Annotated in this window: 24 protein-coding genes and 2 pseudogenes; 14 read left to right on the plus strand and 12 right to left on the minus strand. The window is 73.6% G+C overall.

All coding sequences use genetic code 11. From position 1 onward, the window contains the following. Positions 1 to 142, plus strand: a pseudogene (locus HUW36_RS05420) (coenzyme F420-0:L-glutamate ligase); the annotation flags it as partial. A gap of 31 nt (positions 143 to 173) precedes the next feature. Here HUW36_RS05420 and HUW36_RS05425 read toward each other — a convergent pair. Both HUW36_RS05425 and HUW36_RS05430 read right to left on the minus strand, forming a co-directional pair. Then, positions 174 to 1,172, minus strand: coding sequence for an ArsR/SmtB family transcription factor (locus tag HUW36_RS05425; RefSeq protein ID WP_174527109.1), 999 nt, complete (start codon positions 1,170 to 1,172; stop codon positions 174 to 176). 245 nt (positions 1,173 to 1,417) lie between these two features. Further along, a complete protein-coding gene (locus HUW36_RS05430) occupies positions 1,418 to 2,455 on the minus strand; it encodes a hypothetical protein (protein WP_174527110.1) in 1,038 nt (345 codons plus the stop codon). A gap of 39 nt (positions 2,456 to 2,494) precedes the next feature. On the opposite strand from HUW36_RS05430, the gene HUW36_RS05435 reads away from it, so the two are divergent. Then, entirely contained in the window at positions 2,495 to 3,073 is a 579-nt protein-coding gene (locus tag HUW36_RS05435) for an NUDIX hydrolase (protein WP_174527111.1), read from the plus strand. Positions 3,074 to 3,103: 30 nt separating this feature from the next. Here the strand turns inward: HUW36_RS05435 and HUW36_RS05440 are convergent, their stop codons facing one another. Both HUW36_RS05440 and HUW36_RS05445 read right to left on the minus strand, forming a co-directional pair. Beyond that, positions 3,104 to 4,195: a mannose-1-phosphate guanylyltransferase gene (locus HUW36_RS05440; protein ID WP_174527112.1), complete on the minus strand. Its 1,092-nt coding sequence runs from the start codon at positions 4,193 to 4,195 to the stop codon at positions 3,104 to 3,106. A 63-nt stretch (positions 4,196 to 4,258) separates the two neighbouring features. Next, positions 4,259 to 5,404, minus strand: a complete 1,146-nt coding sequence (locus HUW36_RS05445) for a glycosyltransferase family 4 protein (RefSeq protein ID WP_174527113.1) — start codon at positions 5,402 to 5,404, stop codon at positions 4,259 to 4,261. Positions 5,405 to 5,554: 150 nt separating this feature from the next. On the opposite strand from HUW36_RS05445, the gene HUW36_RS05450 reads away from it, so the two are divergent. After that, positions 5,555 to 6,244: a TIGR03089 family protein gene (locus tag HUW36_RS05450; RefSeq protein ID WP_174527114.1), complete on the plus strand. Its 690-nt coding sequence runs from the start codon at positions 5,555 to 5,557 to the stop codon at positions 6,242 to 6,244. Between the two features lie 128 nt (positions 6,245 to 6,372). Here HUW36_RS05450 and HUW36_RS05455 read toward each other — a convergent pair. Continuing rightward, positions 6,373 to 7,887, minus strand: a pseudogene (locus HUW36_RS05455) (acetoacetate--CoA ligase); the annotation flags it as partial. A gap of 409 nt (positions 7,888 to 8,296) precedes the next feature. On the opposite strand from HUW36_RS05455, the gene rmuC reads away from it, so the two are divergent. After that, positions 8,297 to 9,478 carry a DNA recombination protein RmuC gene (gene rmuC, locus HUW36_RS05460; RefSeq protein WP_174527115.1) on the plus strand — a complete coding sequence of 394 codons (1,182 nt, stop codon included), beginning with the start codon at positions 8,297 to 8,299 and terminating at the stop codon, positions 9,476 to 9,478. Positions 9,479 to 9,626: 148 nt separating this feature from the next. Beyond that, complete coding sequence (locus HUW36_RS05465; protein ID WP_174527116.1) at positions 9,627 to 12,935, plus strand: S8 family serine peptidase; 3,309 nt, start codon at positions 9,627 to 9,629, stop codon at positions 12,933 to 12,935. A 64-nt stretch (positions 12,936 to 12,999) separates the two neighbouring features. Here HUW36_RS05465 and HUW36_RS05470 read toward each other — a convergent pair whose 3' ends face one another. After that, a complete protein-coding gene (locus HUW36_RS05470; RefSeq protein WP_174527117.1) occupies positions 13,000 to 13,404 on the minus strand; it encodes a hypothetical protein in 405 nt (134 codons plus the stop codon). A 38-nt stretch (positions 13,405 to 13,442) separates the two neighbouring features. After that, positions 13,443 to 14,429: a 4-hydroxy-3-methylbut-2-enyl diphosphate reductase gene (locus tag HUW36_RS05475; protein WP_174527118.1), complete on the minus strand. Its 987-nt coding sequence runs from the start codon at positions 14,427 to 14,429 to the stop codon at positions 13,443 to 13,445. Positions 14,430 to 14,530: 101 nt separating this feature from the next. Here HUW36_RS05475 and xseA point away from each other — a divergent pair, with 101 nt between their 5' ends. Next, positions 14,531 to 15,769 carry an exodeoxyribonuclease VII large subunit gene (xseA, locus tag HUW36_RS05480; RefSeq protein WP_246247894.1) on the plus strand — a complete coding sequence of 413 codons (1,239 nt, stop codon included), beginning with the start codon at positions 14,531 to 14,533 and terminating at the stop codon, positions 15,767 to 15,769. Between the two features lie 14 nt (positions 15,770 to 15,783). Beyond that, positions 15,784 to 15,996: an exodeoxyribonuclease VII small subunit gene (locus HUW36_RS05485; RefSeq protein WP_174527119.1), complete on the plus strand. Its 213-nt coding sequence runs from the start codon at positions 15,784 to 15,786 to the stop codon at positions 15,994 to 15,996. Positions 15,997 to 16,297: 301 nt separating this feature from the next. Here HUW36_RS05485 and HUW36_RS05490 read toward each other — a convergent pair whose 3' ends face one another. Both HUW36_RS05490 and HUW36_RS05495 read right to left on the minus strand, forming a co-directional pair. Next, entirely contained in the window at positions 16,298 to 17,140 is an 843-nt protein-coding gene (locus HUW36_RS05490; protein WP_174527120.1) for a hypothetical protein, read from the minus strand. Positions 17,141 to 17,223: 83 nt separating this feature from the next. Continuing rightward, a complete protein-coding gene (locus tag HUW36_RS05495; protein ID WP_174527121.1) occupies positions 17,224 to 17,964 on the minus strand; it encodes a DUF4245 domain-containing protein in 741 nt (246 codons plus the stop codon). A 160-nt stretch (positions 17,965 to 18,124) separates the two neighbouring features. On the opposite strand from HUW36_RS05495, the gene glpX reads away from it, so the two are divergent. After that, positions 18,125 to 19,156 (plus strand): class II fructose-bisphosphatase, encoded by a 1,032-nt coding sequence (glpX, locus tag HUW36_RS05500; RefSeq protein WP_174527122.1) that lies wholly within the window; start codon positions 18,125 to 18,127, stop codon positions 19,154 to 19,156. After that, positions 19,153 to 20,124: a DMT family transporter gene (locus HUW36_RS05505; protein ID WP_174527123.1), complete on the plus strand. Its 972-nt coding sequence runs from the start codon at positions 19,153 to 19,155 to the stop codon at positions 20,122 to 20,124. Before glpX ends, HUW36_RS05505 begins: the two co-directional genes overlap by 4 nt. On the opposite strand, the gene HUW36_RS05510 is transcribed toward HUW36_RS05505, so the two are convergent. After that, positions 20,121 to 21,050, minus strand: coding sequence for an NAD-dependent epimerase/dehydratase family protein (locus HUW36_RS05510; RefSeq protein WP_174527124.1), 930 nt, complete (start codon positions 21,048 to 21,050; stop codon positions 20,121 to 20,123). The genes HUW36_RS05505 and HUW36_RS05510 overlap by 4 nt on opposite strands. 140 nt (positions 21,051 to 21,190) lie before the next feature. Here HUW36_RS05510 and HUW36_RS05515 point away from each other — a divergent pair, with 140 nt between their 5' ends. From HUW36_RS05515 to HUW36_RS05535, 5 genes are all read left to right on the plus strand, one after another. Further along, on the plus strand, positions 21,191 to 21,709 hold the full coding sequence (locus HUW36_RS05515; RefSeq protein ID WP_174527125.1) for a TetR family transcriptional regulator: 519 nt from the start codon (positions 21,191 to 21,193) through the stop codon (positions 21,707 to 21,709). Between the two features lie 181 nt (positions 21,710 to 21,890). After that, positions 21,891 to 22,289 (plus strand): TraR/DksA family transcriptional regulator, encoded by a 399-nt coding sequence (locus HUW36_RS05520; RefSeq protein WP_174527126.1) that lies wholly within the window; start codon positions 21,891 to 21,893, stop codon positions 22,287 to 22,289. Between the two features lie 28 nt (positions 22,290 to 22,317). Continuing rightward, the gene (locus tag HUW36_RS05525) at positions 22,318 to 23,187 is read left to right on the plus strand and encodes a DUF72 domain-containing protein (RefSeq protein WP_174527127.1); all 870 of its coding nucleotides are present in this window, start codon (positions 22,318 to 22,320) and stop codon (positions 23,185 to 23,187) included. 108 nt (positions 23,188 to 23,295) lie between these two features. Then, positions 23,296 to 23,478, plus strand: a complete 183-nt coding sequence (locus tag HUW36_RS05530) for a hypothetical protein (RefSeq protein ID WP_174527128.1) — start codon at positions 23,296 to 23,298, stop codon at positions 23,476 to 23,478. A 5-nt stretch (positions 23,479 to 23,483) separates the two neighbouring features. Then, the gene (locus HUW36_RS05535) at positions 23,484 to 23,912 is read left to right on the plus strand and encodes a DUF2267 domain-containing protein (RefSeq protein ID WP_174527129.1); all 429 of its coding nucleotides are present in this window, start codon (positions 23,484 to 23,486) and stop codon (positions 23,910 to 23,912) included. Here the strand turns inward: HUW36_RS05535 and HUW36_RS05540 are convergent. Next, positions 23,897 to 24,706 carry a DUF72 domain-containing protein gene (locus HUW36_RS05540; RefSeq protein WP_174527130.1) on the minus strand — a complete coding sequence of 270 codons (810 nt, stop codon included), beginning with the start codon at positions 24,704 to 24,706 and terminating at the stop codon, positions 23,897 to 23,899. The two genes, HUW36_RS05535 and HUW36_RS05540, sit on opposite strands and share 16 nt — an antisense overlap. 9 nt (positions 24,707 to 24,715) lie before the next feature. Beyond that, on the minus strand, positions 24,716 to 25,459 hold the full coding sequence (locus HUW36_RS05545; RefSeq protein WP_174527131.1) for a PIG-L deacetylase family protein: 744 nt from the start codon (positions 25,457 to 25,459) through the stop codon (positions 24,716 to 24,718). Positions 25,460 to 25,800: the final 341 nt, after the last annotated feature.

Raw genomic sequence — 25,800 nt, forward strand, 5'->3', positions numbered from 1 at the left:
GACCCCTGTCGATCCGGCCGACCTGGTCCGGTTCGGCGCCGACCTGCAACGCCTGCGCGCCGCGCTGGCCGCCGAGGGGATCGGGTCGACCCTGCTGCCACCGCCGGCCGGCAGCACGGCGAGCGCCACGCTGGCGCTCTGAGCGGTGGGCCCGGGTGGCGGGCCACGGCCGGTCAGGACTCCAGGACGGCTCGGCCCAGCGGGGTCAGCGTGTGCAGGACGGTGTTGCGGTCGCGATGGCTGACCAGCAGCCCGGCGTTGCGTAACACCGTGGTGTGCTGGCTGGCGGCGGCGGCGGAGATGCGCAGCCGGCGGGCCATCTCGCCGGTGGTGCAGCCCTCGTCGGCGGCCTGGAGCACCGACGCGCGGGTGCGGCCGAGCAGGGCGGCCAGCGCCTCGCTCTGGCCGGCGCCGGAGTCCCGGACGGCACCACCGCCGGGCGTGAGGCCGCCGAGCCGGTCGACCGGGTAGACCAGCACCGGGGGCAGCGTCGGGTCGACGAGCGCCACCGGAGTGCGGGAGCAGAAGAACGACGGCACGAGCAGCAGGCCCCGGCCGTCCAGGTGCAGCTCCCGGGTGTCCGGGTAGTCGAGCACCTCGAGCACCCCGCCGCCCCAGCGCATGCTGGGTCGCAGGCTGGCCAGCAGCCCCTCGGCGCCGCCGTCGAGCATGGCCCGGGCGCGGCGGGCCCGGTCCGCCTCGACCGCGGCCTGCACCCGGGCCCAGTACGGGGTGACCGCCAGCGACTGGTAGCGCGCCATGGCCTCGGTGAGGTGGTGCAGCATCTCCGGCTCGCCCCGGGCGAGCGCCGTCGCCGAGGGGGGCAGCGGGCTCTCACTGGCGAGCAGCGTCAGGTCGCGGCGGAGCATGTCGGCCGGCGTGCCCCGGACGGCCTCCAGCCCGGCCTCGAAGCCGTCCCGGCTGGCCGACGGCGTGAGGAAGTCGGGAAAGTAGCCGCGCGGCGGGTTGAGCGCGAGAAGCAGGCGGTAGCGCTCGGCGCTGGCGTCGGATCGCAGGCCGTGCGCCACGGTCCGTCGCCAGGTCGTCATCAGTGGGTCACGACCACGACCCTGGAGCAGGTGCACACTGAGGACCAACTCCCAGAGCGGGTCCGCGGCCGGGGCGACCCGCGTCCGCAGAATGTCCTCACTCGAGAAAATGATCTTCAGCATGGAGCGCTCCTGGGCGGACGGCGGGGGGCGCACGCCACCCCTGGCACTTTACCCGTCGGTACTAATCTCCATCTTTAAGCGTGACGTGAAAGACCTCGACGCGCGACCTGCCGGTTCGGCAGACTCGTCCTTGCCCGCCGACGCCGGGGCGCAGTGTCGACCCCGGTCGCCGGCTGACGGGCGTGGCCGGACGGCACCACGAGGGTCTGCGGATCTGTTCCGCAGGGGTGCCGTCCGGCCCTCGCTCATCCGATCCAGAGTGCCACCCGGTGGTCCTCGTCGGTGACGTAGTAGCAGCGTCCCGCCACCTCGGCCAGGCCCTCCACGTGGTGGAACGGCGCCAGGTCCGTCACCGGCTCGGCGGGCACCCGGGCGTCGTCCCCGCCGGTGTGCCGGAAGCGCACGTGCCGGGAGGTCACGTCGCCGCCGTGCGGGTGGTCGTCCAGCAGCACCGAGCCCTTGCCCAGCGCGTCGATCGACCCGATCACCGCCGCGTAGCCGCCGTCGTCGGTAGGCGTGATCGCGCGGAAGCCGGCCAACGCCCCGGTCGGCGTCACCCCGGTCAGCGCGTACGCGCCGAGCGCCCGCGGCCAACCCGCCGCGTCGTCGAACATCCCGGCCACCCCGGCCAGCTCGACGTAGATCGGCTCACCGTCGGCGGTCACCGGGAAACGCAGCCCGAGCAGCACGGTCCCGTCCGGGGTGAACGCCGCCGCCTCGACGTTGAGCGGGAGGTCGTCCGCGGCCAGCCGGCTCACCCAGCTCTTGGCCCGGGCGGTCCCCCGGGCCACGGTCTCCACGATGAACCGCTGCCGGACCCGCTCGCCCGGCGGCAGCGGGACCAGCGGGGCGGCGGCGAGCGCGTCGTTGACCGCCCGGTGCAGCCGGAAACGGTTGCGCACCACGTGCACGGGAAGCGTTCCGGTCGCGGCGTCGTCCTCCCGGAACCGGGCCACGAAGGCGCGGCGGGGGCGCAGCGGCCCGCCCTTGGAGCCGAAGTGCGAACCGAAGACGTACACCCAGCCGTCGTGGTGGGCGAGCGCCTCGCCGTCCTCGGTGCGGCCGTTCTCCGGGCCCGCGTCGGCGGGCACGTGGTGCGCCACCCACCCGCCGTCCTCGCGCTCCAGCAGCAGGGCTAGGCACTGCTCCACCGGCCCCTCGTCCAGCACGGTCCAGAAGCCCCGCCGCGCGCCGTGTGCCCGCAGCAGCGCGGGCGAGCGCACCGGCAGCAGGTCGCTTGCCTCGTTTCCGGCCACCAGGAACTCGACGAGTCGTAGGGTCACCGCGCAAGGGTACGAAGGCGGCGCTCGTAGAGTGTCCGGGTGCCCGACACCTCCCGCACCGCGTACGCCGAGTTGCACGCCGACGCCGTCACGGTGCTGCGCCGCTGGACGGCGACCAGCCCGGCCGCCGCCGCGAACCGGGACCGGACCCTGGCGCTGCTGGCCGCCGGGCCGGCCGCGATGACCCGGACGCACCGGCCGGGCCACGTCACCGCCAGCGCGCTGGTGCTGGACCCGAGCGGCGAGCGGGTGCTGCTCTGCCTGCACGGCAAGTTCCACAAGTGGGTGCAGCTCGGCGGGCACTGCGAGCCCGGCGACCGGACGCTCGTCGCGGCGGCGCTGCGCGAGGCCACCGAGGAGTCCGGGATCGCCGGCCTGACGGTCGGCCCGGAGCCGATCGACGTGGACGTCCACGCGGTCGCGTGCCAGGGCGGGTCGCTGCACTACGACGTCCGGTTCGCGGTGTTCGCCCCGCCGGGTGCGACCGAGCGGGTCAGCGCCGAGTCCGACGCGCTGGGCTGGTTCCCGCCGGACCGGCTGCCCACGCCGCTGGCCGACGGGACCCGCCAACTGGTGGCGCCGGCGCTGGCCGCGCTGGCCCGTCGCGCCGCCGGTTGACCGACACCGGCGGCCGACGGACCCGCCGGCTCAGACCAGGCCCTCCTCGCCGCGCTCCTTGAGCTGGTCGACGACCTTCTTCACGTCCTGCGCGCGGTCGCGGGGGCAGACCAGCAGCGCGTCCGGGGTGTCCACCACGATCAGGTCGTGCACACCGACGGTGGCGACGAGACGGCCGGAGTGCGGCACCACGACGGTGCCGGTGGTGTCGTGCAGCAGCACGCCCGGCTTGGCGTCGCCGCCGAGCACCACGTTGCCGTCGGCGTCGGCGGGCAGCACCTCACCGAGGGTGTGGAAGTCGCCGACGTCGTTCCACCCGAAGTCACCGGGTACGGTCGCCACCCGACCGGCGGTGGCCGCGCCCTCCATCACGGCGTAGTCGACCGAGATCTTCGGCAGCGTCGGCCAGACCGTGCCGAGCACGTCGTCCTGCTCGGGGGTGCCCCAGGCCGCCGCGATGGCGGTGATCCCGGCGTGCAGCGCCGGCTGCTGGCGGGCCAGCTCGGCCAGGAAGACGTCCACCCGCCAGACGAACATGCTGGCGTTCCAGAGGTGCCGGCCGGACCGGACGTAGCCCTCGGCGACCTCGGCGGCCGGCTTCTCCTTGAACTCGCGGACCGGGCGCAGCGGCCCGTCGCCCAGCGGGTCGCCGGTCTCCAGGTAGCCGTAGCCGGTCTCCGGCCGGGTCGGGGTGATGCCCACCGTCATCAGCAGCCCTCGCTCGGCCCCGCCGATCGCCTGCCGCACCACCTCGGCCAGGCGGGCCGGGTCACCGATCAGGTGGTCGGCGGCGAACGAGCCCATCACCGCGTCCGGCGCCCGCTCGGCGATCACCGCCGCGGCCAACGCGATGGCCGCGCAGGAGTCCCGCGGGGAGGGCTCGACCAGGATGTTCTCCTCCGGCACGCCGGCCAGTTGCCGGGCCACCGCCGCGGCGTGCGCGGCCCCGGTGACCACGAGCGTGCGCTCGGGTGTGGTCAGCGGCGACAACCGGTCGACCGTGGCCTGCAACAGTGAGGCGGAGGTGCCGGTCAGCGGGTGGAGGAACTTGGGATGGCCGGCGCGGGACAGCGGCCACAACCTTGTGCCGCTGCCGCCCGCCGGGATGACGGCGTAGAACATCAGCACATCATGCCCGAAGCGGGCGAGCGTCAGGGTCGGTCGTCGGCGACCCGCAGCGGACGCTCAGGAACGCGCCCGACGCCAGGCGGCGATGTGCACCTCCGCGCTGGACTCCCAGGTGAACTCCTTGGCCCGGTCGAACCCGGCCTTGGCCAGGGAGAGCCGTCGTTGCTCGTCGTCGAGCAGGGCCCCCAGGTCGGCGGCGATCTGGTCCGGGTCCTCGCTGGTGTAGGCCACCGCGTCGCCGCCCACCTCCGGCAGGGAGAGCCGCGGGGTGGTGAGCACCGGCGCCGCGCACGCCATCGCCTCCAGGATCGGCAGCCCGAAGCCCTCGCCGTAGGAGGGGTAGGCGGCGACCAGCGCGCCACCGAGGAAGCCGGGCAGGTCGGCGTAGCGCAGGTAGCCGGGGCGCAGCAGCCGCAGGTGCGACGGCACCTCGGCCACCGCGCGGTCGATGTCGTCGTCGTGCCCCTGGCCGCCGGCCACCACCAGCACCGGCGGGTTGGGCCGGTCGGCCACCGCCCGGGCCCAGCCCCGGATCAGGTTGGGCACGTTCTTGCGCGGCTCCTTGGCGCCGAGGAACGCGATGTAGCTGCTGTCGCCCAGCCCGAGCCGGGCCCGGACCCGGGCCTTCTCCTCGTCGCCCGGCGCATGGAAGGCGGCCTGGTCGACGCCGTGGTAGGCGACGTCGATCCGGGTCGGATCGGCGTCCAGCAGGCGGATCAGCTCGTCCCGGGTGGCCTTGCTGGGCACGATCACCCGGTTGGCCCGGCGCAGCGACGTCTTGATCGCGCTGCGGAAGAACGTCCGGCGCGACTTGTCGTAGTGCTCCGGCTCGGTGAAGAAGGTCGCGTCGTGCACGGTGACCGTCACCGGACAGCCGGCCCGCAGCGGGCAGGTGTAGAAGGGCGAGTGCAGGACCTCCGCGTTGACCTGCTGGGCCAGCAGCGGCAGGCCGGTCTGCTCCCAGGCGAGCCGCGCCGGGCGGTGCGCCACCGCGGCCGGGGCCGGGATCACCTCGGCGCCGGGCAGCATCCGGGTGTAGCGCTCCAGGTCGGTGCGCAGGCTCACCACGGCCAGGTCGACGCCGGAGCCGCAGACCCGGCCGAGCGCACCGAGCAGGCCGTCGACGTACCTACCGACGCCGCCTCGGTCGGCGGGGACACTCGTGGCGTCGATGAGTACGCGGGGCGGGCGACCGGCGGTCACGGGGCGACTCCTCAGGTGGCGTGGTTGTGGGGAACAACACTGTCGGCAAGCCTACGCCGGGCGGGGCGCCCGACGCTGACTGCGACCCGACGGTACGCCGACTTGTCGTTGTCATCGAGTACGCGCCGGGGGCGCGTATCGTTCGCGCCGATGGCCGACAACATTGCCCGGGTCTTCGCCGACGCGATCGCGCCCGACCCCGCCCGACCGTTGCTCACCTGGTACGACGACGCCACCGGCGAGCGCACCGAACTCTCCGGCGCGACGCTGGCGAACTGGGTGGCCAAGACGGCCAACCTGCTCGTCGACGAGGCCGGGGCCGCGCCCGGTGACCCGGTCGGCGTGTTGCTGCCGCCGCACTGGCAGACCGCCGCGGTGCTGCTCGGCTGCTGGTCGGCGAAGACGACCGTGGTCGACCGGCCGGAGCCGGTGGACGTGCTGTTCACCGCCGTCGACCGGGTCGACGAGGCGGCCCGCTGGCCGGCCGGCGAGCGGTACGCGCTGGCGCTGGACCCGTTCGCGTTGCCGATGCGGCAGGTGCCGCCGGGCTGCGCGGACTTCGTCGGCGCGGTACGCGGACACGGCGACCACTTCACGCCGTATCCCTCGGGCGGCGAGGCGGACGCGGCGCTGCTGGCCCGCGCGCAGGCGCGCGCCGCGGAGCTGGGCCTGCGCGCCGGTGACCGCCTCCTGGTCGACGTGACCCGGCACCCCGACCCGGTCGACTGGCTGCTGGCCCCCCTGACCGCCGGCGCCTCCGTGGTCCCCTGCGCCCACCCCGACCCGACCCGCCACGCCCACCGGGCCACCACCGAAAAAACCACCCACACCCTCCCCTGACCCCCTCCCCTCCCCTCCCCTCCCTCCCCCGCGATCTTGCACTTGCGGCCCCGGGGTCGGGGCATTCACCCCTTTCGCCGGGGCGGAAAGTGCAAGATCAGCGGGGTGGGGTGGGGGTGGGGTGGGGGTCAGGCGGGGGTGGGGTGGTTGGAGCTGGCGCGGCGTTGGGCCAGGGCGGCGAAGGCCGTGAGGGACTCGGGGTTGGCCAGGGCGCCCTTGGCCGCGGCCGAGTCGACCGGGGTGCCGGTCAGGATCTTCTTGACCGGGACCTCCAGCTTCTTCGCGCTCAACGTACGCGGCACGGCCCGGACCTGGTGGATCTCGTCCGGCACGTGCCGGGGCGACAGCGCGGTCCGCAGCTCCCGGCAGATCTTCTTCCGCATGTCGTCGTCGAGTTCGAGCCCGTCCGCCAGCACCACGAACAGCAGCAGCTCACCCGCGCCGCCCTCGTCGTCCTCCAGGTGCACCACGACGGAGTCGACCACCTCGTCGAGCCCCTCCACCACCGAGTAGAACTCGGCCGTGCCGAGGCGGACCCCGCCCCGGTTGAGGGTGGCGTCGGAGCGGCCGGTGATCACGCAGCCGCCGCGCTCGTTCACCGTGATCCAGTCGCCGTGCCGCCAGACGCCGGGATAGACCTCGAAGTACGCCTCCCGGTAGCGGGCGCCGTCCGGGTCGTTCCAGAACCCGACCGGCATGCTCGGCATCGGCTCCGTGATCACCAGCTCGCCGAGCTGGCCGATCACCGCCGAGCCGTCGGCCGCGCGGGCCTCCACCTTCGCGCCGAGGGCCCGGCAGGCGATCTCCCCCGCGTGCACCGGCAGCAGCGGCACCCCGCCCACGAAGCCGGTGCAGACGTCCGTGCCGCCGGACAGCGACTGGAGCTGGAGGCGGTCGCCCACGTTCTCGTACACCCAGGTGAAGCCCTCGGCCGGCAGCGGCGCGCCGGTCGAGCCGAGGCCGCGCAGCGCGGACAGGTCGGCGATCTCCCGAGGCACCAGCCCGGCCTTGCGGCAGGCCAGCAGGAACGGGGCCGAGGTGCCGAAGTAGGTGGTGCCGGTCTCCGCCGCCAGCCGCCACAGCGCGCCCAGGTCGGGGTGGCCCGGGTTGCCGTCGAAGAGCACGATCGCCGCGCCCACCGCCGGCCCGGAGACCAGGAAGTTCCACATCATCCAGCCGGTGGTGGTGAACCAGAAGAACCGGTCGGACGGGCCCAGGTCGTGGTGCAGCGCCAGCATCTTCAGGTGTTCGAGCAGGATGCCGCCGTGGCCGTGCACGATCGGCTTGGGCAGGCCGGTGGTGCCGGAGGAGTAGAGCACGTAGAGCGGGTGGTCGAAGGCGACCGGGGTGAAGGTCAGCGGCTCGTCGGTCTCCGCCGCCAGCTCCGCCCACGGCAGCGCGCCGTCGGGGGCCGGGCCGTCCGGGTCGAGGTACGCGACCGCGACGGTGTGCCGCAGCGACGGCAGCGCGGCCCGGATCGCGGCCACCTCGGCACGCCTGTCGACGGGCTTGTCGCCGTACCGGTAGCCGTCCACCGCGACCAGCACCGTGGGCTCGATCTGCTGCCACCGGTCGGTGACGCTGCGGGTGCCGAACTCGGGCGCGCAGGAGGAGAAGATGGCCCCCAGGCTGGCGGCGGCGAGCGGCGGCAGCTCCGGCCCCGGGTCGATGCCCATCGCGGTCCGCGCCGCCCGGATGTACGCCAGCCCCTCCAGCGCGGTCTCCCGGGCCAGCGCGAACTGGCGCGGCGTGGTCGCCTGCTCCAGCTGCGAACCGGCCGCGTTGTAGCGTTCACCGGCGTCGGCGAGCGCCTGCCGGACCGCCGGGGCGTCGCCGTGCAGGTTCATCAGCTGGCCGCCGAGCCGCTCGTACCAGCGCTGCGCCTCGGCCCGGGCGTCCGCCATCTCGTCGGCTCGCCGGGACCTGCTCCCCCACCGCCAGAACACCAGCGCACCTCCGAGCATCACGATCAGGAACACCCACAGGGCAACTTCCATGACCTCGAACGTACCCAGCGCGCGCACGTCGTACCCGTTTGGCAAGCTTTCCGGCATGAGCTTCTCGACGCTGGCCGTGGTGGTGCTCTGCCTCGCCGCGGGCGGCGCGGTGGGCTGGCTGGCGGCCCGCGGGCGGGCCGCGGCAGACGTGGCCCGGCTGGAGGCGACGCTGGCCGCCGCCCAGGCCGGCGAGGGGCGGCTGGAGCAGTCCATGCGGGCGCTCAGCTACGAGGCGACCGCGCAGTCCCAGGAGGCGGTGGCGCGCGCGGTGGCACCGCTGCACGACACGCTCCGCCGCTACGAGCAACGCGTCGCCGAGCTGGAGCGCGACCGGGTCGACGCCTACGCCGAGCTGCGCGAGCAGGTGCGCTCCATGAGCGCGGTCTCCGGCGAGCTGCGCACCGAGACCAAGCAGCTGGTCGCCGCGCTGCGCGCGCCCCAGGTGCGCGGCCGGTGGGGCGAACACCAGCTCCGGCGGATCGTCGAGGCGGCCGGCATGCTGGAGCACTGCGACTTCAGCGAGCAGGTCACCGCCGCCACCGACCACCAGGGGGTCCGCCCCGACCTGGTGGTGCGCCTGCACGGCGGCCGCACGGTCGTGGTGGACGCGAAGGCGCCGTTCGACGCCTACCTGACCGCGATGGAGGCGCGCGACGAGCGCGGGCGCGACACCCACCTCGACGCGCACGCCCGGCACCTGCGCGCGCACGTCGACGGTCTCGCCGCCAAGTCCTACTGGTCCGCCTTCGACCAGACCCCCGAGTTCGTGGTGCTGTTCGTGCCCGCCGACCCGTTCCTCGACGTGGCGCTGCAACGCGACCCGACGCTGCTGGAGCACGCGTTCGCCCGCGACGTGGTGCTGGCCACGCCGGCCACGCTCGTCGCGCTGCTGCGCACGGTCGCCTACTCGTGGCGCCAGGAGGCGCTGGCGCGCAACGCGGCGACCGTCCACTCGCTGGCCCGCGAGCTCTACGGTCGGCTGTCCACCCTGGGCGACCACGTGGGCAAGCTGGGCAGCTCGCTGAGCGGTGCGGTGACGGCCTACAACCGGGCGGTCGGCTCGCTGGAGGCGCGGGTCCTGGTCAGCGCCCGCAAGCTGGCCGAGCTGGGTGTCTCCGACGACGAGCTGGCCGCGCCGGCACAGGTGGAGCTGGCACCCCGCCAGCCGCAGGCGCCCGAGTTGCTGGGCGACCGGCCGTCCACATCGGCCGAACGGCCAGCAGACATCGACGTTTAACACGGGGCGTGTGTCGACGACGGCCGATCCGTGTCACGGAGTGGTCACAAACCGATCCCGGGTAGTGACACATCTCGTCACGGCACGAAGGATCTGCGTCACACGTGCCCTGTCTTCTGAAGGGCCCTGTTCTCTGGAGGAAGAGAACGTGAGTCAACCCCGCAATCGGAGCCGGCGCCCCTCCGCCGCGCTCTTCGCCTCGGTCCTCGCGGCCGGCGCCATGACCGTCGGGGGTGGCGCCGCGACCGCGAGCGCGGCCCCCGCCACCGCTCCCCAGCCCTCGCAGCCGACCGCGGCGAAGGCCCTGGGCGCCCACGACGCCAAGCTGCTCGACGCGGCGGAGGCGAAGAACGCGCCGACCGTGACGATGATCATCGCGGCCCGGAAGGGCTCGGCCAAGAAGGTCGTCGACGGGCTCAAGGGTCTCGGCGCGACCGTCAGCCAGCGGTACGACCAGGTCGGCTACGTGCTGGCCAAGGTGCCGACCGCGAAGGCGCTCAAGGCCGCCACGCTGCCGGGTGTCGCCGCCGTCGACCTCGACGAGACCGTCAAGCTCCCCGACCCGGCACCGGAGGCCGCCCCGAACGGCGCCAAGGCCGCCGAGCAGGGTGAGACGCTGGCCGGCCCCGGCGGGGACACCGGCGCGGTCAACCCGTACATGCCGACCAACGAGACCGGCGCGGAGGCCTTCAAGGCCGCGCACCCCTCGTGGGACGGTCGCGGCGTCACCATCGGCATCATGGACTCCGGTGTGGACCTCGACCAGCCGGCGCTGCAGAAGACCACCACCGGTGAGCGCAAGATCGTCGACTGGGTCACCGCGACCGACCCGCTCGAGGACGCCACCTGGCGGGCGATGATCACCGAGGTGAGCGGGCCCACCTTCACCACCGGCACCGGCGCCTCCGCCGTGACCTGGACCGCGCCGGCCGGCACCTACCGGTTCAACACCTTCCGCGAGTCCATCACCGCCGGCAGCGACCCGGCCGGTGACGTCAACCGCGACGGCGACACCACCGACTCCTGGGGCATCCTCTACAACCCGGCGAACGGCGACATCCGGGTGGACGTCAACCAGAACCGCGACTTCACCGACGACGAGGTGATGCGGCCGTACAAGGAGAAGTTCCAGGTCGGCCACTTCGGCACGGACAACCCGGCGACCGCCGTCCGGGAGCAGATCCCGTTCGTGGTCGAGTTCCGGCGCAACGTCGACACCACCCCGGCCGGCGGCCCCGGCCTTGTCGACTACGTCAACATCGGCATCATCGAGAGCACCCACGGCACGCACGTCGCCGGCATCACCGCCGCCAACGACATGCTCGGCAACAGCGCCCTCGACGGCGCCGCGCCCGGCGCCAAGCTGGTTTCGGCCCGCGCCTGCTCCTGGGGTGGCGGCTGCACCGCCGCGGCGCTCACCACCGGCATGATCGACCTGGTGGTCAACCGCAAGGTCGACGTGGTGAACATGTCGATCGGCGGCCTGCCGGCGCTGAACGACGGCTCCAACGCCCGCGCGGTCCTCTACAACGACCTGATCAACACCTACGGCGTGCAGCTGTTCATCTCGGCCGGCAACTCCGGCCCGGGCCTGAACACGGTCGGCGACCCGTCGGTCGCCACCGACGTGGTCAGCGTCGCGGCGAACATCAGCAAGGACACCTGGCTGGCCAACTACGGCTCGGTGGTCCGCAAGGAGAACGCGCTGTTCAACTTCTCCTCCCGCGGCCCGCGTGAGGACGGCGGCTTCAAGCCGAACATCACCGCCCCCGGCTCGGCCATCTCCACCGCGCCGACCTGGCAGCCGGGCGGTCCGGTGGCGGAGGCGGGCTACCCGCTGCCCCCGGGCTACCAGATGCTGAACGGCACCTCGATGGCCTCCCCGCAGGCCACCGGCGCCGCCGCGCTGCTGTTGTCGGCCGCCAAGGCGACCGGCACCGGCGTCACCCCGGCCGCGCTGCGCCGGGCCGTCTACACCTCGGCCCAGCCGATCGCGGACGTCCCGACGTACGCCCAGGGCTACGGCATGGTCAACGTGCCGGGCGCGTGGGGCCTGCTGGCCGACGGCGTGCAGACCCGCACGTACACCTCCGAGGCCCCGGTCTGCACCGAGCTGTCGCCGAACCTGACCCGCTACGACCGGGACTCCGGCACCTTCGTGCCGAACCCGAACGTGGGCACCGGCATCTACAACCGCTGCGCCGCCGACCGGGGTGGCCAGACGGTCAAGAAGAGCCGCACCTACGACGTCAAGCTGACCCGCACCAGCGGCCCGAACAAGAGCGTCAAGCACCTGCTCGGCCTCCGCGGCAACGACGGCACCTTCTCCGTCCGCTCCGAGGTGTGGCTGCCGCTGAACAAGACCGTCACCGTCGAGGTGAAGGCCAAGCCGATGACCACCGGCGCGCACGGCGCGATCCTGACCGTGGACGACCCGGCCACCTCGGTGGTCGACTTCGAGGTCGCCGCCGTCGTGGTCGCCTCCAACGCGGTGAGCGCTCCGGCGTACTCCTTCTCGGCCGAGGGTTCGGTCGAGCGGAACAGCTTCACCTCGTACTTCGTCACGGTTCCGCAGGGCGCCGGCGCGCTCCAGGTCAACCTGTCCGGCATCGCGACCGGCTCGCAGACCCGGTTCATCGCCATCAACCCGTACGGCGTGCCGGTCGAGAGCACCGCGAGCACCGCCTGCTACACCAACTTCTCCGACGCCGCCGCCTGCAAGCCGCAGGAGCGGGACTACCAGAACCCGATCCCGGGCGTCTGGGAGATCGAGGTGGAGTCGCGGCGCACGTCGCCGGCGCTGGACAACGCGTTCCAGCTCCAGGCGCGGGTGCAGGGCGTGAAGGTCGAGCCGGCCGTGGTCCAGCTGCCGTCGGTCACCGCCGGCACGCCGTCCCCGGTGAGCTGGAGCCTGACCAACACCTTCGGCCCGGTCCGGGTGACCGGCGTCGGCGGCCCGCTGTCCAGCGTGCGTGCCGAGCGGCCGACCATCACCGAGGGCGCCACGCAGGAGTACACGGTGGACATCCCGGCCGGGACCACCTCGTTCTCGGCCCGGATCGGCAACACCTCCGACCTGGGTGCCGACCTGGACCTGTACATCTTCCGGGGCGCCACCGAGGTGGGCCGGTCGGCCGACGGTGACTCGGAGGAGGCGGTCACGCTGAACAACCCGGTCGCCGCCACGTACCGGGTGGTCATCGAGGGCTACGCGGTCGCCGCGGGCGGCACGGCGTACGACTACCGGGACTCGTTCGCGTCCCCGGCGCTGGGTTCGCTCTCCGCGCCGTCCACGCCGCTGTTCCTGCCCAACGGCGGCACCGCCACCCTGACCGGTTCGGTGACCGCGTTGAGCACTCCGGCCGCCGGCCGGGAGCTGTTCGGTGACATGGCCGTCACCACCGTCGAGGGTGCGGTCGTCGGCCGTGGCTCGGTGGAGATCAACGCGGTGAACTGACCGCGGTCCGTCAACCGGAAGCCCGCCTCCCCGCGTGGGGGAGGCGGGCTTCCGTCGTCGAGGGTCAGGCCGGGCGGGCGGACTCGACCACGAACGGGGTGCCCTGCTGGCAGGTGGTCATCATGCCCGGCTCGGGGCGGCCGGTGACCTCCACCTTGGCGCCGGCCTTGAGCAGGTCGCGCGGACCGCCGACCAGCAGGTGGTCGTCGAGCAGGAGGCAGTTCGGCTCGACCCCGGCCCGGATGGTGCCGGTGATGGTGGTACCGCCGACGCCGGGCGGCGTCGACGGGCCGCCCTTCCACGTCGGGTTCGGGCGGCTGGGGGTCGTGCTGGGACCGGGATCGGGCTGGCTGGTCACCGGGGCGGCTCCCGTCGGGCTGGGGCTGGCGGGCTCGTCGGCGGGGCCGGCGCAGGCGGTCAGCGCGACACCGGCGAGCAGAGCGACGAGCACCGTCCGAGGAGTCTTCATGGGTGGTTGGACGCGACGGCCGACCGATCCGTTCCCGGTCAGCCGCGCGCCGCCGCGGCCTTCATGTCGCGCTTGAGCTCCTGGGGCAGCGAGAAGGTCAGCCGCTCGTCGGCGGTGGTGACCTCGTCGACGTCGGCGAAGCCGCGCTCGGCCAGATGGGCGAGCACCTGCTGGACCAGCTCGTCGGGCACGCTCGCGCCGGAGGTCACGCCCACGGTGCGGGCCCCCTCCAGCCAGGCGTCGTCGATCTCGTGGGCGAAGTCGACCAGGTGACCGGCGCGGGCGCCGGCGTCCAGCGCCACCTCGACCAGCCGGACCGAGTTCGACGAGTTGCGCGAGCCGACCACGATCACCACGTCGCACTCCGGGGCGATCTCCTTCACCACGTGCTGGCGGTTGGAGGTCGCGTAGCAGATGTCGTCGCTGGGGGGCGACTGGAGCAGCGGCAGGCGCTGCTTGAGCCGGGCCACGGTCTCCAGCGTCTCGTCGACCGACAGCGTGGTCTGGGAGAGCCAGACCACCTTCTCCGGGTCGCGCACGGTGACCTTGTCGACCCCGTCCGGGCCGTCGACCAGCTGGATGTGGGCGGGGGCCTCACCGGCGGTGCCGATGACCTCCTCGTGCCCCTCGTGGCCGATGAGCAAGATGTCGTAGTCCTGCTGGGCGAACCGCCGCGCCTCGTGGTGCACCTTGGTGACCAGCGGGCAGGTGGCGTCGATCGCCCGCAGCGAGCGCTCCTTGGCCTGCTCGTACACCTCGGGGGCCACGCCGTGGGCGGAGAAGATGACGGTGGCGCCCTCCGGCACCTCCTCGTTCTCCTCCACGAAGATCGCGCCCTTGGCCTCCAGCGTCCGCACCACGTGCTTGTTGTGCACGATCTGCTTGCGGACGTAGATCGGCGCGCCGTAGAGCTTCAGCGCCTCCTCGACGGTCTGCACCGCCCGGTCCACACCCGCGCAGTAGCCGCGGGGGTTGGCCAGGAGCACGCGCTTGCCGGTCCGGGGAGTCGTCTCAGCGTCAGTCACCCGCCCATGGTACGTGGCGCCCTCCGGGCCGGCAGCGGCCGCGACCACGGCACCGGTCGGGGCTGCCCGGCGGTGTCGGTGCCGGGCCGTAGGGTGGGCGGGTGAGCGCGGGTGAGGTGGGGCGGGGCGCGCCCCCGGAGCGGAGCACGTCCGAGGAGCCGTGGCCGGTCCGGGTGGTCAGCCAGAAGATCGGCGCCTGGATCGCCCGGCTCGGCTGGGTCTGGGTCGACGGTCAGGTGGCGCAGATCAGCCGCCGTCCCGGTGCCACCACCGTCTTCCTCACCCTGCGTGACCCCTCGGCCGACCTCAGCCTGACCGTCACCACCAACCGTGACGTGCTCGACGCGGGCGCACCGGAGCTGCGCGAGGGTGCCCGGGTCGTGCTGCACGCCAAGCCCGAGTTCTATGCCGCGCGGGGCACGCTCAGCCTGCGCGCCGACGAGATCCGCCAGGTCGGCCTCGGTGAGCTGCTGGCCCGGCTGGAGAAGCTCAAGAAGCTGCTCGCCGCGGAGGGGCTGTTCGACCGGGCCCGCAAGCGGCGACCTCCCTTCCTGCCCGGCCGGGTCGGCCTGATCACCGGGCGGGCCTCGGCGGCCGAGCGCGACGTGCTGACCAACGCCCGGCGCCGCTGGCCGGCCGTCGACTTCCGCACGGTCAACGTGGCGGTGCAGGGGCCGAGCGCCGTGCCCGACATCGTCGGCGCGCTCAAGGTGCTCGACGCCGATCCGGCGGTCGACGTGATCGTCATCGCCCGTGGCGGCGGGAGCATCGAGGATCTGCTGCCCTTCTCCGACGAGGCGCTGTGCCGGGCGGTCTTCGCCTGCCGCACCCCGGTGGTCAGCGCGATCGGCCACGAGACCGACGCGCCGCTGCTCGACTACGTGGCCGACGTCCGCGCCTCCACCCCCACCGACGCGGCGAAGCGGATCGTGCCCGACCTGACCGAGGAGGTCCGCCTCATCGGTCAGGCCCGGTCGCGCCTGGAGCGGGCCGTGCGCAACCTGGTCGACCGCGAGCAGCACCGGCTCGACCTGTTCCGTTCCCGTCCGGTGCTGGCCCGACCGCAGGTCATGGTCGACCAGCGTGCCGCCGACGTGACCGCGCTGCGCGACCGCGCCGGTCGGTGCCTGGAGCACCGGCTGAGCGGCGCCACCGACGACCTGCGCCACACTCTCGCGCGGCTGCGCGCGCTCTCCCCCGCGGCCACGCTCGACCGCGGCTACGCCATCGTGCAGCGCGGTGACGGCCACGTGGTCCGCGCGGCGTCCGAGGTGGCCAAGGGCGATCCACTGCGGGTACGCCTCGCCGAGGGCGAGCTGACCGCCACCGTCGACGGCTGAGGGAAACGCTACGAATGACTGAGAAGACCAAGGACGAGCAGCTGAGCTACGAGCAGGCGCGCGCCGAGCTGGCCTCCGTGGTGGAGCGGCTGGAGGCGGGTGGCACCTCGCTGGAGGAGTCGCTGGCGCTGTGGGAGCGGGGCGAGGAGCTCGCCGGCGTCTGCCAGCGCTGGTTGGACGGCGCTCGCGCCCGCATCGACACCGCCCGGCAGAAGCCCGAGGAGTGACCGCGACCGTCGAGCGGTGACCGCTCACCCGACCAGTGACCACGGCCGCCGAGGAGCGGGCGCGGCTCCGCGCGCTGCCTCCGCCGACGCTCCCGCGTGATCCACACCAGCTCGCCAAGGTGGCGGTACGGCGTGCGTCGTGATGGCCCCACCTCGGCGAGGTGGTGTGGATCGAGCCGGCTCGAACGGGCGGACCGGGGAGGCGAACACATCCCCTGACAGCGACATACCTCAGCGGCATGTTCATGCCGCTGAGGTATGTCGCTGGAAGCGGGACGCTCTCCGGCCGGACGAGCGCCGGTCAGTTGAACAGGTTGTAGAACTCCGGCGGCGCCTCGACGACCTGGTCGGCCGGCGGCTTCTGGGCCGCGGCGGCGTTGCCGTAGTCGGTGTAGGTGATCTTCAGATCCTGCGCGGCGCTCTGGCCGGCGGCCGGGATCTTCAGCACCATCTCGCTGAGTCGGCCCTGCGGGTCGACCTTGGCGGTGAACGGCACCGACTGGGCCTGCGCGCCGAGCGCGGTGATCACGGCCGGGTCGAGCGAGCCCGCCTCGGCGGCCTTCGACACGTCGACCGTGCCCTCGTACGCGCCCTCGCCGGTCTGCCGTACGTCGGTCACGCCCTTGGTGAGCACGGCGCTGCCGGCCGGGTCCACCTTCTCGAAGTCGAAGCCCAGCGTGCGGCTGCCCTTGATCCGGGTCTGGTCGAGGTGCTGGTACTTGCCGAGGTTGAGGTTCTTCACCCCGGGGATCTTGGCGGCCGCGGTGCCGCCCAGGTCGAGCTTGACCCAGCTGTCCGGCTTGGCGTGGATGAGGTCCAGCTTCATCATCAGGTCCGACGACGGGTCACCGATCGTCATCCGCATCTCGGCGCTCTGGCTGGGCTCGTGCACCTGCCCCTCGGCGGTGGAGCCGGCGCCGGTCATGGTGAACCGGAAGTTGCCCTCGCGGATCGCGTTCGTGGAGTCCAGCAGGGCCTGCTTCGCCGCGCTGTCGGAGCCGCCGGCGCTCGGGGCGACGCTGCCGGAGGCGCTCGGGGTCGCGGAGGCCTCCGAGGTGGCGGCGCCGTTGCTGTTGCAGGCGGCCAGGCCGGGAATGAGCAGCGCCGCGGCGAACGCGGTGGCGCTGAAGCGTCGTATCTTCACGTCAACCTCTCCAGGTGGGTCGTCCGGGCTCGATGTCCCGTCTGTTCCCTGAAGTGGCGTTCCGCAATCCCGCGTCACCCGTCTCAGCGCAGCGAGGTGGCGAGCTTGCGCAGCTCCGTCTCCCCCGCGTCGCCGACCACGATGACCGTGCGGTTCGGCTCCAGCAGGACCAGGGCCTGCTCGTTGCCGCGGGCGGTGTAGCGCTGCCAGCTCAGCCCGTCGGGCAGGTCCGCGGGGCCCTGCGGCTGCCCGTCGCTCAGCTCGGCCGGCAGCAGCTTCTCCGCCGGCACGTTGCTCTCCACCAGTTGCGCGCCCCGCCCCTCGGGGGTCACGTATCCGATCCGCAGCGTCGCGCCGTCCGGCTCGGTCCGGAAGCGGGCGTTGACCGTACGCCAGTCGTCGCCCAGCCCGGTCGGCTGGCTCACCGGGAACACGTTGGCTGCGCGGGCCTGCTCCAGGGCGGGCGCCGGGTCGACCGTGACCGGCGAGTCGCCGCCGAGGAAGCCCCGGTAGAACGCGATCAGCAGCGCGATCGGCACCAGCAGCACGAGCAGGGACAGCACCATGTCCTTCGGCGACCGCTCCGAGCGGGCCTTCTCCTTGCGCGCGGGCGGCGCCTGACGGTCTCCGGCGACGGCCTCGGCCCGGCCGGCCTCGTCCCCCGCCGGGTCGACCAGGGCCGGCTCGCCCCGGCCCGTGGTCGGTGCGACGAGCGCGGGCTGCCCCGGGGCCGGGGTCGGGCCGGCATCCGATCGGACCGGCGGCTGGCCCTCGGGCGGGGTCGCGTCGGTCGGCGGGCGGTCGGCAGGCTGTGCGGGCTCCACCCGACCATTGTCGCAGCCGTCCGGGGAGCGTGATCCTGGCCTCCTCCGCCCCGCCGGGGCGGCGAACCTGAGATCGTGTGAGGATCAGCGACAAAACCGGCGGCGGCGACGGCCGCACTCCCGCCGGTCCACCCCGCAACGTCGCGAGGAGGAAGCCGCCATGACAACCATCAGGACGCGGACGCCCCAGGATCTCGACCGCAACCTCGCCCTCGATCTGGTCCGGGTCACCGAGGCCGCGGCCATGGCCGCCGGGCGCTGGGTCGGCCGGGGCGACAAGGAGGGCGGCGACGGTGCCGCCGTCGACGCCATGCGCAAGCTGATCAACTCGATCCCGATGCGCGGTGTCGTGGTGATCGGCGAGGGCGAGAAGGACAACGCCCCGATGCTCTTCAACGGCGAGGAGGTCGGCGACGGGACCGGTCCCGAGGTGGACGTGGCGGTCGACCCGATCGACGGCACCACGCTGATGAGCAAGGGCATGCCGAACGCGCTGGCCGTGCTCGCCGTGGCCGAGCGGGGCGCGATGTTCGACCCGAGCGCGGTCTTCTACATGGAGAAGCTGGCCGTCGGCCCGATGTACGCCGACGTGGTCGACATCGACGCCGGGGTCGCCGAGAACATCCGCCGCATCGCCAAGGTCAAGGGCACCGACACCGCCGAGGTGACGGTCTGCGTGCTGGACCGGTCGCGCCACGACGACCTGGTGAAGCAGATCCGGCGCACCGGAGCCGGCATCCGGTTCATCTCCGACGGCGACATCGCCGGCGCGATCGCGGCCGCCCGGGGCGAGTCGGACATCGACGTCCTGATGGGCATCGGCGGCACCCCCGAGGGGATCACCGCGGCCTGCGCGCTGAAGTGCATGGGCGGCATGATGCAGGCCAAGCTCTGGCCGAAGGACGACCAGGAGCGGGAGAAGGCGTTGGCCGCCGGGCACGACCTGGACCGGGTGCTGTTCACCGACGACCTGGTGACCGGCGACAACTGCTTCTTCGTGGCCACCGGGGTCACCTCCGGTGACCTGCTCCGCGGCGTGCGCTACCGGGCCGGCGGGGCGTACACCCAGTCGATCGTGATGCGCTCCAAGAGCGGCACGATCCGGGTCATCGACTCCTACCACCGCCTGGAGAAGCTCGCCCTGTACTCGTCCGTCGACTTCGACGGGCGCCCCCTGGCCGAGCAGGAGTGAGCGCATCCGGGACGGTCGCGCCGCCGACGCTGTCGACCGGCCGGCGGATCGCGGGGGTCGGTCTGGCGACCGGCTCGGGCGTCCTGGTGGCCGTCCAGTCCCGGATCAACGGCGAGCTGGGCGTGCGCCTGGCCGACGGGATCGCCGCCGCGGTGGTCTCGTTCGGCCTGGGCCTGCTGATCCTGCTGGTGCTGGTCCCCGCCACCGCCGGTGGGCGACGAGGGCTCGTCGCCCTGCGCGGCGCACTGCGTTCCGGCGCCCTGCGCCCCTGGCAGTGCCTGGGCGGGGTGTGCGGCGCGTTCCTGGTGGCGACGCAGGGGTTGACCATCGGCGCGCTCGGCGTGGCCGTGTTCACCGTCGCCGTGGTGGCCGGGCAGTCCGGCAGCAGCCTGCTGGTCGACCGGGCCGGCATCGGGCCGACCGGCCGGCAGGCGGTCACCCCGAACCGGCTGGTCGGCGCGGTGCTCACCGTGCTGGCCGTGCTGCTGGCGGTGGGCGACCGCCTCGGTGACCCCGGCGCCCTGGCGCTGGCCCTGCTGCCGCTGGCCGCCGGGATCGGCATCGCCTGGCAGCAGGCGGTGAACGGCCGGGTCCGCGCGGCGGCGGACAGCGCGATGACGGCCACGCTCGTCAACTTCGTGGTCGGCACGGTCGCGCTGCTCGCCACGTTCGCGGTGGAGGTGGCGGTGCGGGGCCGGCCGGCGGGCGGTTTCCCGAGCGAGCCGTGGCTGTACGTCGGCGGCCCGATCGGCATCGTGTTCATCGCGCTGGCCGCCGCCATCGTCCGGTTCACCGGAGTGCTGCTGCTCGGCCTGGCCACCATCGCCGGGCAGATCGTGGGGGCGGTGCTGCTGGACGTGGTGCTGCCGACCGCCGCGTCGCACCCCGGGGTGAACACGCTGCTCGGGGCGGCGCTGACGCTGGTGGCCGTCCTGGTCGCCGCCGTGTCCCCGCCGCGCCGCGCCTAACCCGCGGTCCGGGGGTGCAGGGTGTCGACGATCTCGTCGACCACCCGGTCCAGCGGGGTCGGCTCGATGCCGAGCGTGGCGGTGGCGGCGGTGGAGTCGAGCACGAACGGCCGGGCGAACTGGTGCGCGGTCTCGCGCAGCTCCTTCGCGAACGGGTTGGCCACGCCGGCCAGCCAGAGCACCGGGTACGGCATCCGGGTGAGCCGCGGCGCCGGCGCGCCGGCCCTTCTGGCCGTGCGCCCGGCCAGGTCCCGCATGCTGACCGCCGGCGCGCTGGGCACGTGCCAGGCCCGACCCCAGGCCCGCGGGTCGGTCGCGGCGGCGACCAGGGTGCGGGCGACGTCCGGCACGTACGTCCAGCTGTGCGGGGCGTCCCAGTCGACGGGGAGGAACACCCGCCGCCCGCTGAGCACCCGGGGCAGCACCATCATGGCCAGCGAGGTGCCGCCGACGCCGACGTAGTCGGAGCCACGTACCTCGGTGACCCGGGCCCGACCGGCGCGGTGGGCGGCCAGGGCGTCGGCCCACATCCGGTTGCGGACCCGGCCCTTGACGCCGGTGGCGGCGAGCGGCGTCGACTCGGTCATGGGCGCGTCGACCGGGCCGTACCCGTAGAGGTTGCCGACGGTGCCGAGCACCGCGCCGCCGCGCTCGGCGGCGGTGAGCAGCGCGGCGGCCAGCGGCGGCCAGTCGAGCGGCCACCTGTGGTACGCCGGGTTGGCGCAGTTGTACAGCGCGACCGCGCCCTCGGTCAGCGTGCTGAGCCGGTCGGCGTCGGCGGCGTCGGCGGCCACCCGCTCGACCGCCGGGTGCTCCGGGCCGGTGCCCCGTCGGGTCACCACCCGCACCCGCTCGCCCTGGTCGACGAGGAGCCGGGCGGTGGCGGTTCCGACGGGTCCGGCGCCGACGATCACGTGCAGGGCCATGGCAGGTCCACCTCTTCTGAAGCAGTAATCCGAATCGAGAGCAGCGCTCTCGAAGAAGAGCATGACGCGCATCGGCGCCTCCGTCAAGAGCAGTGCTCTCGCTTTTGATTGGCGCTCTCATCCGTGGCACAGTGGGAGCCATGGTCGCTCCCTCGCTCCGCGCCCGGGTCCGCGCCGGGATGATCGAAGAGATCAAGGCCGTCGCCCGCCGCCACCTGGCCACCGACGGCGCGAACCTCTCCCTGCGCGCCGTCGCCCGGGACCTCGGCATGGTCTCCTCGGCGGTCTACCGCTACTTCCCCAGCCGGGACGACCTGCTCACCGCGCTGATCCTGGAGTCGTATGACGCGCTGGGCGACGCGGTCGAGACGGCCGACGCCGACGCCGACCGGGCCAGCCGGGCCGCGTACCAGGATCTGCCGCCCGGCGGCGTCGTGCTGGTCAGTGGCGCGCTGCTGCTCGGCGGCGCGTTGCCGTTCGATCTGGCCGTGCACCTGGTGCTCTCGCCGGCGGCGCTGGAGCGGCGCACCGAGCCCGTGCTGCGCTGGACGTTGCCGGCGTTCGCCCGCTACGCCGCGGAGGTCGACCCGGCCTCCTTCGCGGATGTCGTCGTGCGCGTCGACGACCCCCGCCGTCCGGCCCTCGTGGAGGCCGGCTGACCCGCCCACCGCGACTCACCGGAAAGAGACAGGAAGTCTCCGGTTTGGCCGCTCGGGCGCCCGGGTAATCGCCCGGCTCACAGAGCACGGGTGATCTCGCCCGCGCATCCACATTCGGACCTGGTCCTCCGGCGCCTGTCGCCGGAGGACCGGTATGAGGCCGCAGGAAAGGCAGGCAGCGATGCTCGTCCACGACACGACAGCCACGGGCCGCTCCCAGGCGGAGGTCGACCAGATCCGGCAGTCCCTGCGGTCGCGGTACGACGAGCTGACCGCGGAGTACGACCAGGCCGTGATGCAGAGCCAGGTGCTGCGACTGGTCGAGGTCGGCGACACCGCCGGCGACGACCAGGCCGACAGCGGCACCAAGACCGCCGAGCGGGACACCGCGCAGTCGCTGCTGCGCACCATCCTGGACCGGCGCGCGCAGTTCGAGCACGCGCTGACCCGGCTCGACGAGGGCACCTACGGCTTCTGCGAGGGCTGCACCGCGCCGATCCCGGTCGAGCGGCTGGAGATCTTCCCGTCGGCCACCTCCTGCGTGGCCTGCAAGCAGACCCGGGAGCGGCGGGCGGCCTGAGTCGCCCGCCGGGTCACCGGTCGGTCCCATGGGGGAGATCAAGGTAGGCACCGCCTCGTGGACCGACCGGACCCTGCTCGACTCCGGCTGGTACCCGGCGAGCGCCGACACGCCGGAGAAGCGGCTGGCCCACTACGCCCGCCGGTTCCCGCTGGTCGAGGTGGACGCCACCTACTACTCGCCGCCGGCCGAGCGGACCGCCCGGCTCTGGGCCGAGCGCACCCCGCCCGGGTTCACCTTCAACGTCAAGGCGTTCAGCCTGCTGACCGGCCACCCGACCCGGGTGTCCGCGCTCTACAAGGACCTGCGGCCGGACACCGACAAGCGCAACGTCTACCCGGACGACCTGCCGGCGCAGGCGTACGAGGAGGTCTGGACGCGGTTCCTGTCCGCGCTCGACCCGCTCGTCGACGCCGGCAAGCTGGGCGCGCTGCTGTTTCAGTTCCCGCCCTGGTTCACCATCAAGCGGGACAACAAGCAGTACCTGCTGGAGGTGGCGCGGCGTTGCGCCCCGCTGCGGCCGGTCGTCGAGTTCCGGCACGCCTCCTGGTTCGACGGCGACAACGCCCGGGAGACCCTCGACTTCCTGCGCGCGCACGAGCTGCCGCTGGTCTGCGTGGACATGCCGCAGGGCCACAGGTCCTCCGTGCCCCCGGTGCTGGCCGCGACCGCGGACCTCGCGGTGGTCCGGTTCCACGGGCACAGCGACAAGTGGACCAGCAAGGACATCCACGAGAAGTTCGGCTACGACTACTCCGACCGCGAGCTGCGCGACTGGGCGCCGAAACTGCGCGAACTGGCCGGGCAGGCCGACCGGACGCACGTGCTGATGAACAACTGCTACCGCGACCACGCGCAACGCAATGCCGCCACCCTCGTCGACCTGCTCGGCGGCTGAGCGCTCCTCACCCGGTCCGGGTGAGGACACCTCACCCACCCGCCGCGCAGCATGGACCGTGTGCGCTCCTCCACCGCCGGTGGAGGCGCCGCGACGAGGAGGTGGGTCATGACGGTACGGGTGGTGGCGGACCGACGCCGCGGAGGCGTACTGCACGTGGTCGGCAACTCCGACACGCCGCGGCGGGGCGAACGGCCCGGCCGGTTCAGTCCGACCCGGCTGTGGCGGGGGCCCAGCGGGCCGCCCCGGCGCGCCGACGACCGCCGCTGGGAGACCGACGCACGGGGGTGAGACAGATGGCGGAGCAACTGGTGTCCGCGTTCGAGTCCTCGCTGGACAAGACGAACGTGATCCTGAAGGAGATCGAGTCGGCGTACGGCTGGCCGGCGGACCGGCGCAACCAGTCCTACGCCGCGCTGCGCACGGTGCTGCACCTGTTGCGGGACCGGTTGCCGGTGCAGGAGAGCGCCGAGTTCGCCCAGCAGCTGCCGGTGCTGGTGCGCGGCATCTACTTCGACGGCTGGCAGCCGGAGAACGTGCCGATCAAGCTCAACCGCGACGACTTCCTCTACGAGGTCCGCCAGGGCTTCCCGTACGACGCCGAGGGCGGCGCGCAGCGGGTGGTCCAGGTCGTGCTGGACACGCTGCGGCGGCACGTGACCCAGGGCGAGTGGGAGGACGTGAAGGCCACCATGCCGGGTGACCTGCGTCAGATGATTCCCTGATCCGGCACCGGACCGGCCCGTCCCGCCCCCTCGGCGGGGCGGGCCGCCGGCGTCCGGGACACCGGCAGCCCGGCCCGCCGGGCCAGCCCGGCGAACGCGACCGCGTCGACGATCGCCGCGCCGCCGGGGTCGTTGTTGAAGTAGACGTACGCCGGCTCGCCGCCGCCGAACGCCTCCGCCAGCCGGCGCACCCAGCCGGCCAACGCGGCCCGCCCGTAGCGCGGCCACGGCCGGGCCCGGCCCTCGTGCAGCCGCAGGTAGCCGAAGTCGGTGGTGCGCCACCGCGGGGTGACCGGGCGGCTGAGCCGGTCCGCCCAGACCAGCGCCGCGCGGTGCCGTTCCAGCACCCGCCGGGTGTCGTCGGTCCACCACGACGGATGCCGCGGCTCCACCGCCACCCGCACGTCGTCGGGGAACCGCCGCAGCACCTCGGCCAGCGCGTCCGGGTCGGCGCGCAGCGTCGGCGGGAGCTGCACCAGCACCGGCCCCAGCCGGTCGCCCAGACCGGACGCCCGGTCCAGGAACCGGGCCACCGGCTCGGCCGGGTCGCGCAGCCGCTTCACGTGGGTGAGGTAGCGGCTCATCTTCACCGCCACGCAGAAGTCGCCAGGCGTACGTTCCCGCCACGCGACGAACGTGTCCCGCTCCGGCAGCCGGTAGAACGCGTTGTTCACCTCCACCGTGGCGAACTCCGCGGCGAAGTGCTCCAACCAGCGTCGTTGCGGCACGCCGGCGGGATAGAACCGCTCCCGCCAGTCCCGGTACTGCCAGCCGGACGTGCCGACCAGGATCACCGCCGTGCCCTACTGAAGGTTGATCTGGAACACCTCGAACGACGCGCCGTACCGCACGCCGAGCCGGGTTCCCGCCGGGCGGGCCATCCCCTCCAGGAACTCCTCGGCGTCGAAGCTCCCGTCGCCCAGCCCGCTCAGGTACGCCCCGTGCGCCCGCAGCGAGTCCACCCCGCGCCCGAAGGTGTCCGTCACGTCCACCCCGTGCCGCGCCACCGGCGAGCCGGCCGCCCACACCTCGCGCACCCGGGACCACGGCTGCGTGCCGTCGGTCAGCTGCTCCGGGAAGATCCACCGGTTGCCGGCGTCGCGGACCGCGTCCAGCGTGGCCCGGCCGCAGGCGATGTGGTCGGCCTGGTTCAGCGCGTACGCCCCGTCCCAGGTCTCCCGGAAGTTGTTGGTGAGCACCACGTCCGGCCGGTGCCGGCGGACCACCCCGGCGATCGCCCGACGCAGCGGGACACCGTATTCCAGCAGCCCGTCGGGCAGGCCGAGGAACTCGACCTCGGACACCCCCACCACGGCGGCCGAGGCCCGCTGCTCCTCCTCGCGCAGCACCCGGCTGCGCTCCGGCGCCATCCCGTCGATGCCCGCCTCGCCGCTGGTGACCAGGCAGTAGACGACCTCCTTGCCCTGCCCGGTCCACCGGGCGACCGCCGCGGCGGCGCCGAACTCCAGGTCGTCCGGATGCGCCACCACGGCCAGCGCCCGCTGCCAGTCCTCGGCCAGCGGCGTGAGCGGTTCCGGCTGCGCCACCTCGTACCTCCTCGCGCGTGTCCTCCCGCCATCCTGGCACCCCCGGGCGTCGGCCGCCTACCGGCGCGAACCGTCCGTGCGGCGCGGCCCGGACGTCTACCGTGTGGTTAGAGAAGATCGGGCGTGGGGTACCACCCGCTGCACACGGACCCCGGAACGCGCGGGGCGGCACACCGAGGGAGCACCCATGGCATTGAACGACGACGACATCCAGACCAGCGGCGGCGGCGGCCTGGAGGGCCCGGCCGACGGCGGTGCCACCCCGGGTCAGCACGACGGTGGCGCGGACGGCGGCGCGGAGGGCCCGGCCGACGGCGGTGCCACCCCGGGTCAGCACGACG

The sequence above is a fragment of the Micromonospora maritima genome, assembly GCF_902825405.1.
GTDB classification, from domain to species: Bacteria; Actinomycetota; Actinomycetes; order Mycobacteriales; family Micromonosporaceae; genus Micromonospora; species Micromonospora maritima.

What these genes read in the sequence shown, in the direction of transcription:
- HUW36_RS05425 (WP_174527109.1), bottom strand. Translation starts at nt 1,172, where the DNA reads ATGCTGAAGATCATTTTCTCGAGTGAGGACATTCTGCGGACGCGGGTC.
- HUW36_RS05440 (WP_174527112.1), bottom strand. Translation starts at nt 4,195, where the DNA reads ATGTTCTACGCCGTCATCCCGGCGGGCGGCAGCGGCACAAGGTTGTGG.
- HUW36_RS05450 (WP_174527114.1), top strand. Translation starts at nt 5,555, where the DNA reads ATGGCCGACAACATTGCCCGGGTCTTCGCCGACGCGATCGCGCCCGAC.
- rmuC (WP_174527115.1), top strand. Translation starts at nt 8,297, where the DNA reads ATGAGCTTCTCGACGCTGGCCGTGGTGGTGCTCTGCCTCGCCGCGGGC.
- HUW36_RS05470 (WP_174527117.1), bottom strand. Translation starts at nt 13,404, where the DNA reads ATGAAGACTCCTCGGACGGTGCTCGTCGCTCTGCTCGCCGGTGTCGCG.
- HUW36_RS05485 (WP_174527119.1), top strand. Translation starts at nt 15,784, where the DNA reads ATGACTGAGAAGACCAAGGACGAGCAGCTGAGCTACGAGCAGGCGCGC.
- glpX (WP_174527122.1), top strand. Translation starts at nt 18,125, where the DNA reads ATGACAACCATCAGGACGCGGACGCCCCAGGATCTCGACCGCAACCTC.
- HUW36_RS05510 (WP_174527124.1), bottom strand. Translation starts at nt 21,050, where the DNA reads ATGGCCCTGCACGTGATCGTCGGCGCCGGACCCGTCGGAACCGCCACC.
- HUW36_RS05515 (WP_174527125.1), top strand. Translation starts at nt 21,191, where the DNA reads ATGGTCGCTCCCTCGCTCCGCGCCCGGGTCCGCGCCGGGATGATCGAA.
- HUW36_RS05520 (WP_174527126.1), top strand. Translation starts at nt 21,891, where the DNA reads ATGCTCGTCCACGACACGACAGCCACGGGCCGCTCCCAGGCGGAGGTC.
- HUW36_RS05525 (WP_174527127.1), top strand. Translation starts at nt 22,318, where the DNA reads ATGGGGGAGATCAAGGTAGGCACCGCCTCGTGGACCGACCGGACCCTG.
- HUW36_RS05530 (WP_174527128.1), top strand. Translation starts at nt 23,296, where the DNA reads ATGACGGTACGGGTGGTGGCGGACCGACGCCGCGGAGGCGTACTGCAC.
- HUW36_RS05535 (WP_174527129.1), top strand. Translation starts at nt 23,484, where the DNA reads ATGGCGGAGCAACTGGTGTCCGCGTTCGAGTCCTCGCTGGACAAGACG.